Here is a 6,000-nt window from a genome sequence, read left to right on the forward strand (position 1 = left end):
TAAACCGCATATGATGAAAAAGATTAATTATAAAAAAGAGCTTAAACATCTCTACAAACCATCTCCCTCTAAAATTGAATTCAGTGAGGTGCCTGAAATGAATTTTTTGATGATTGATGGCGCCGGAAATCCAAATACATCATTAGTCTATAAAGAGGCAATTGAGGCGCTCTACAGCCTATCCTATACCTTGAAATTTATGATAAAAAAAGGAGAGGTGGGTATTGATTACGGTGTTATGCCGCTGGAAGGACTTTGGTGGGTGGACGATATGTCAAAATTTGATCAAAATAAAAAGGAAGACTGGAAATGGACGGCAATGATAATGCAACCAGAAATTGTGACTAAAGAAATGGTAGCCATTGCCACTGAGGAAGTTCGTAATAAGAAGGATCCAAAGGCATTGTCTAAAATTCGCTTTGAAGCTTTTAAGGAGGGAAAAGTGGCACAAACCCTTCATATTGGGCCATTTTCAGAAGAAGGCCCAACAATCAAAAAAGTTCATGACTTCATTTCAGAAAATGGCTATAAACTTAATGGGAAGCATCATGAAATTTACCTGTCAGATATTAGAAGAGCCGCGCCGGAAAAATGGAAGACCATAATCAGACAGCCATACAGTTAAGCTTATCCAACAGATCATTTAAATTCAATTATTTCTTTGCTCCTTTTTCGCAGCTTTTTCTTCTTCTTTGGCCATTTTTTTATAATAACCACGGGTTAAAAAGCTATGTTTAAAAGCCTCCATATTTTCATTAAACCTGGCTGTACCTTCTTCTATGTTTTGCATTGTGGCTTCCAGCCGTTGAACAAAAATGGTATCCTTAGACAAGTAATTCAAAGCTCCTTCACCCTCTGCTATCCCGGTAACTACACTATCCAAATTCACTGTTAACTTCTGCATCCTATCACTTGCCGATTCGAGATTGTTAATAATTTGTTTTATTTCGAGTCCGGCTAAAGAATCACGCATTAAAACTCCAACCACGGAATTATCGGAGTTCGCCGCAGTTACCAGTTTATTCACCTCCAAAAGGGTTTTATTTGCATTAGCACTGGCAAGTTTCAGGTTCAAAATGGTTTTTTCAAGATTATTGGCCATGAGCGTATCGTTGAGTAGACGTCCCAAGGTGCCTTCACCCCTGTTAAGCGCAGAGGTTACTTTGAGCAAATCAGCGGTAAGAAGGGCGGCATTCTCACTAGTTACGTTTAGGGTACTCATCATATCTTCAGCCCCGATACGGCTATAGGATATAATTTGGTCGCCCGACTTTATCATTTCTCCATAGCCGTTACCAGGGACAATATTTACAATCATACTACCAACCAGGCCATCCGACCCAATAGTAGCTATGGCATCTTTTTTAATATGTTTCAGCATATTATCCTGAATTAACATTACTACATCTATGGTGGAATCATTTTCCATTACTATGTCTTTTACGGTCCCCACATTTATCCCTGAGTAACGCACATTATTTGCTTTTTGAAGGCCGTTGACATTTTTAAATACTGCATGTATGGTAAAAGTATTGCCGAACATATTTTGTCTGTTTCCAATCAGATAGGCAGCAATTACCAACAATGTTGTTCCCAGGATCACAAAAACGCCCAGTCTCAATTTTTCTAAGCTTGTTCTTTCCATATGATTATTTTTTAAAAAATGCTTCTACCTTTGGGTCTTTAGATTTAACTAGTTCATCATAAGTACCTTCGGCATAGTTAATGCCATCTACAAGTAGAATCATACGTTCTGAAATTACACGTGCACAGTCTACATCATGAGTAATTATCAGTGAAGATGTGCCATATTTAATTTGAATGCTACGCATTAATTCAATAATCTCTTTTGCCGTTATGGGATCTAAACCACTGGTTGGCTCATCGTACAGGATAATTTTAGGCCTAAGAATCAGGGTTCTGGCCAAAGCCACGCGTCTTTTCATTCCACCGGAAAGTTCCTCTGGCATAAGATCTATGGCATCTGCAAGACCTACACTCTCCAAGGCCTCAAGGACCAAAGGAGTTGTGTCTGTAACATTACCGAGCTTTTCTTTATGTCGGCGCATTGGGAACTCCAAATTTTCCCTTACAGTCATTGAATCATACAAAGCGCTACCCTGAAACAAAAATCCAATTTCCGAACGCAGAATATCCAGGGTTGGCCTGTCTAAAAGTTTTATTTCCTTACCCATAACAGCTATATAACCGCTGTCGGGTTGCATTAGTCCCACAAGGCATTTGATCATGACAGATTTTCCTGAACCGGATTTTCCCATAACCACCAAATTTTCACCTTTATACAATTTGAGGTTAAAACCATTGAGGACATTATTATCCCCAAAGCGCTTGTAAAGATCTTTTATATGTATAATGACCTCACCTTCGCCGGCTACATTATTCTGGGATAATTCTTTTTCTTGTATCATTACAGCTCGTAAAAAATATCGGATATAAAAACGGCTATAAAATCTATCACAAATAAAAGCATTGAGGTAAATACTACTGCCGTATTTGCAGCCAAACCCACCCCTGCAGTACCTTTTTTACTATAATAACCCTTATAGCAACCCACAAGGCCAATTGCAAAGCCAAAAAAGAAAGATTTTATAGTTGCAGGAACCAAATCCCGATAATCCAATGCATCAAAAACACGATTAAAATATAGTTGGAATGAGACGTTTCCTTTAAAATTTTCGACTAGAGCAGACCCATACAGTGCAATGGCGTCTCCCATGATTACAAGCAATGGCAGCATAAGCGTAATTGCTAAGATTCGTGTGACAACTAAATATTTAAACGGATTTGTCCCTGATACTTCCATGGCGTCTATTTGTTCAGTAACCCTCATAGAACCTAACTCTGCACCAATTCCCGACGCAATTCTACCGGCACAGACCAATGCTGTAATTACCGGACCCAATTCACGAACAATAGAAATTCCTACCATATTGGGCATCCAGGATTCGGCGCCAAATTCAACAAGGGTAGGCCTCGATTGGAGGGTAAGTACTAACCCAATAATGAACCCGGTAACCATTACCAGAACCAGAGAGCGGTTACCCATATTATAACATTGCCTAAGCAACTCCTTAAACTCGAAAGGAGGCCTGAAAATTTCTTTAAAAAAGCGACCAGCAAAATAGGACAGCTCTCCTATCTCTGTAAAGAACCGTTTTATTCCACCCAAACTTCGTTCTACCGTATTCATAGGTGTTGTTTCTCTTGTGGATCTGATAACTCAAATTTACCTTTAAAACACTATACTATAAATGATATAAGTCATATCTATAGCCTGATCCTTATCATAGCTTGCTAGTCCAAAGGGCACTAATTTTATACTGTCTAAGGTAATTCCCTGACAAAGGAAGCCAGATATTAAACCACGTTACAAATGACCCTAAAGCCGCTACTTTTTATTGGAATCCTCATTTTAGGAATTGGTGCTTCCTTTCCGCCAACAATGAGCTTAACTAAACCCTTGAAAGAAACACGAAATGTGTATATGGCACCTGTTCACGATAGCACAAAAATTGTTGTTGCCGGCAGTTGGATTCATATTGCACAGGACATTAATATAAGTCAGTATTTTGACTATATGGATTCTCTGATAAACGTCTATGATTCTGTGGTTCCCTACCCCTTATCAGAACACCTTCTGGCACATGCTAACCCCTGGATAATTGACACACTGGCCAATACAGACTACTATAGATTGCAGGCTCGTGATTCCTTTGTTTATGATCAGCGCAAGCTATTGGTTTTAAGATTATCAGATTCTATAATTATCCCTGATTCTGTGACGGCGAGCAACATCCTGAATTCTTTTAAAAAAACGAATCTCGATATAAACATTCCTGAATTTAAACTTCGGATTTATCAGGGTTCTTCTTTACTATTTACCTTTCCTGTAAGAGTAGGCAAAAACACAAAAAAATATTTGGCTATGATTGATAAAACCACTGACCTGCGTACCAAATCCGGAATAGGGAAGGTTGTCCGGCATGAAAAAGATCCGGATTTCTATAACCCTGTTAACCACGAACGTTTCTACACAACAAAAAGAGATGATAACAAAACAACATTAATGCCACAAATACCATGGATAGAGACTGAAATTAACGGTATTAGAAATGGTCAGATGATACATCCAACGACCAATCCCGAAACTTTAGGGAAGGCGAGCTCTAATGGCTGTATTGGCACCAGAGAATCCGACGCATGGATTATTTACTATTATGCTCCTTTGGAAACGAGAATCACAATACGTTATCATTTGGAATTCATAAATGGCAAGGGCGAAAATGTTAAGCTAAAAGATATTTATGGATATGTGTATTGAATTTAATATGGGTAAAAACCAAGAATAAATACCTCGCAAATTCACCTTTATATTACATGTGCGTGCACAATTCACTGATTTATCAACTTAGGGAACCTTGTGAAATTCTTTTTTCTACAATTTTAGCGCTAGAAGTTTGCTGTAACACCAAAGGAAGGTCCCTTAAATGTCATATCAAAACTACCATTCCATGTATCTTGTTCAATATTTGCGTAGTAGTTTAAATAATGGTAATTCACGCTAAAACCAATATTTTTAAAAGCCTGGAAATTAACTCCCGGACTAAGATTCCACAATCCTCCGGATATTTCGCCTATTGTTATACCAAACCAGTCAACGGCGGCTGAAAATGCCCATTTTTGAGTAGGAGCCCATATGTACCAAACCCCAATGTTGGGTAAGGGAAGAAATATGTTTACTTCTTCTCGGCTAAATCCTATTGGCTGATCATTAACAAAGCCATTACCTTCAACAAAAGCATTTGTATTAAGTCCGTGAATACCTAGTCCTCCACCTAACTCATGTTTTTGTCCGGTACTTATAACTCTCCCAAAAAAGACCCTGTACAGCGTAAGTCCATATCCTGCCTTAACGCCACTTCCTGCCTGGAAAATTACATCCTCCCATTCAATATCTTCATCCAAAACGGCATCGCCTTCAGCTGCAACTCTAAAAGTCTGCCCGCGCACCGACCAAAATTTAGATTTAGAGAATCGCCAAACAAAATCAATATTAAAAGTATTTTGGGCGCCACCCAGTCCAAAGTTTTCATCAAAATCTATATCGCCTAATTCATCCGTAGGAATGTCCCCCTTTGCACCTGCTTCCACTGTTCTCGATGGAACAAAAAGAGCTCCTCTTATTAAAAATCTATCCGTAAGTATAGGGTTCTTATCACCATCTGTTTGGGCAAACGATGAAGTGATTGTCAACAATAAAAATACAATTGGAAATATGCGTTTCATTATCTGTTATTTTAGGTTTAACTGCTAAATTATGTATTCGCCAAATGAATATATATGACTATTATCATCTTATAGCCAGTTTAGTTCTAAACTAATTTAAAATTTGAACAATAGAAAGCATATTCATTCTTTTATCCTGGTTAAAATGATATTCTGGCTAAAACCTATAGCCGAAAACGTAAATGGTTGAAAAGATAAAGACTTCTACTCTTAGTTTAGAAAATCACCTCCTGTACTATGGGGTTTTCTGAATGATGTCGGCTCTACTGGATTAGATATCCATCGGGAGACCGCTCCTGCAGTTAGAAAATCCCCGGCGACTTTCAGCGCCGGATATTTTTTAGTTTTACAACTACTGGATTGCATATCCATCGGGAAACCGCTCCTGCAAATAGAAAACACGCAGCCCTAAATAGGGCTACGTAGCTTTTTCTTTCCCTCCTACTGGATTAGATATCCATCGGGAAACCGCTCCTGCAAATAGAAAACACGCAGCCCTAAATAGGGCTACGTAGCTTTTTCTTTCCCTCCGAAAGCTCAAATAAATTTGACTTTCTACGGGAAAGAAAAACCCACGCCGTCTGGCGTGGGTTTTCTGCTTGATGTGGGCCCTACTGGATTCGAACCAGTGACCCCCTGCTTGTAAGGCAGGTGCTCTGAACCAACTGAGCTAAGAGCCCCTAAGGGGATGCA

At 38.9% G+C, this 6,000-nt stretch carries 6 protein-coding genes and 1 tRNA gene; 2 read left to right on the forward strand and 5 right to left on the reverse strand.

Translation table 11 applies throughout. The annotated features are described in order from the left end of the window. The first annotated feature begins 13 nt into the window (after positions 1 to 13). Positions 14 to 625 carry a GyrI-like domain-containing protein gene (locus Q0X89_RS10410; protein WP_297693845.1) on the forward strand — a complete coding sequence of 204 codons (612 nt, stop codon included), beginning with the start codon at positions 14 to 16 and terminating at the stop codon, positions 623 to 625. Positions 626 to 649: 24 nt separating this feature from the next. Here Q0X89_RS10410 and Q0X89_RS10415 read toward each other — a convergent pair whose 3' ends face one another. Genes Q0X89_RS10415 through Q0X89_RS10425 form a run of 3 tightly spaced genes read right to left on the reverse strand, consistent with a single transcriptional unit; the run spans position 650 to position 3,211 of the window. Continuing rightward, on the reverse strand, positions 650 to 1,645 hold the full coding sequence (locus tag Q0X89_RS10415) for an MlaD family protein (protein ID WP_297693847.1): 996 nt from the start codon (positions 1,643 to 1,645) through the stop codon (positions 650 to 652). A 4-nt stretch (positions 1,646 to 1,649) separates the two neighbouring features. Then, positions 1,650 to 2,429, reverse strand: a complete 780-nt coding sequence (locus tag Q0X89_RS10420; protein ID WP_297693849.1) for an ABC transporter ATP-binding protein — start codon at positions 2,427 to 2,429, stop codon at positions 1,650 to 1,652. Beyond that, positions 2,429 to 3,211, reverse strand: a complete 783-nt coding sequence (locus Q0X89_RS10425) for an ABC transporter permease (protein WP_297693852.1) — start codon at positions 3,209 to 3,211, stop codon at positions 2,429 to 2,431. The genes Q0X89_RS10420 and Q0X89_RS10425 overlap by 1 nt, the downstream gene beginning before the upstream one ends. A gap of 183 nt (positions 3,212 to 3,394) precedes the next feature. On the opposite strand from Q0X89_RS10425, the gene Q0X89_RS10430 reads away from it, so the two are divergent. Further along, the gene (locus Q0X89_RS10430; RefSeq protein ID WP_297693854.1) at positions 3,395 to 4,342 is read left to right on the forward strand and encodes a L,D-transpeptidase; all 948 of its coding nucleotides are present in this window, start codon (positions 3,395 to 3,397) and stop codon (positions 4,340 to 4,342) included. A gap of 128 nt (positions 4,343 to 4,470) precedes the next feature. On the opposite strand, the gene Q0X89_RS10435 is transcribed toward Q0X89_RS10430, so the two are convergent. Both Q0X89_RS10435 and Q0X89_RS10440 read right to left on the reverse strand, forming a co-directional pair. Beyond that, positions 4,471 to 5,307, reverse strand: a complete 837-nt coding sequence (locus Q0X89_RS10435) for a hypothetical protein (protein WP_297693856.1) — start codon at positions 5,305 to 5,307, stop codon at positions 4,471 to 4,473. A gap of 605 nt (positions 5,308 to 5,912) precedes the next feature. Then, a tRNA-Val gene (locus tag Q0X89_RS10440) sits at positions 5,913 to 5,987 on the reverse strand. Positions 5,988 to 6,000: the final 13 nt, after the last annotated feature.

Source organism: uncultured Eudoraea sp., from assembly GCF_947258525.1.
Classification (GTDB): Bacteria; Bacteroidota; Bacteroidia; order Flavobacteriales; family Flavobacteriaceae; genus Eudoraea.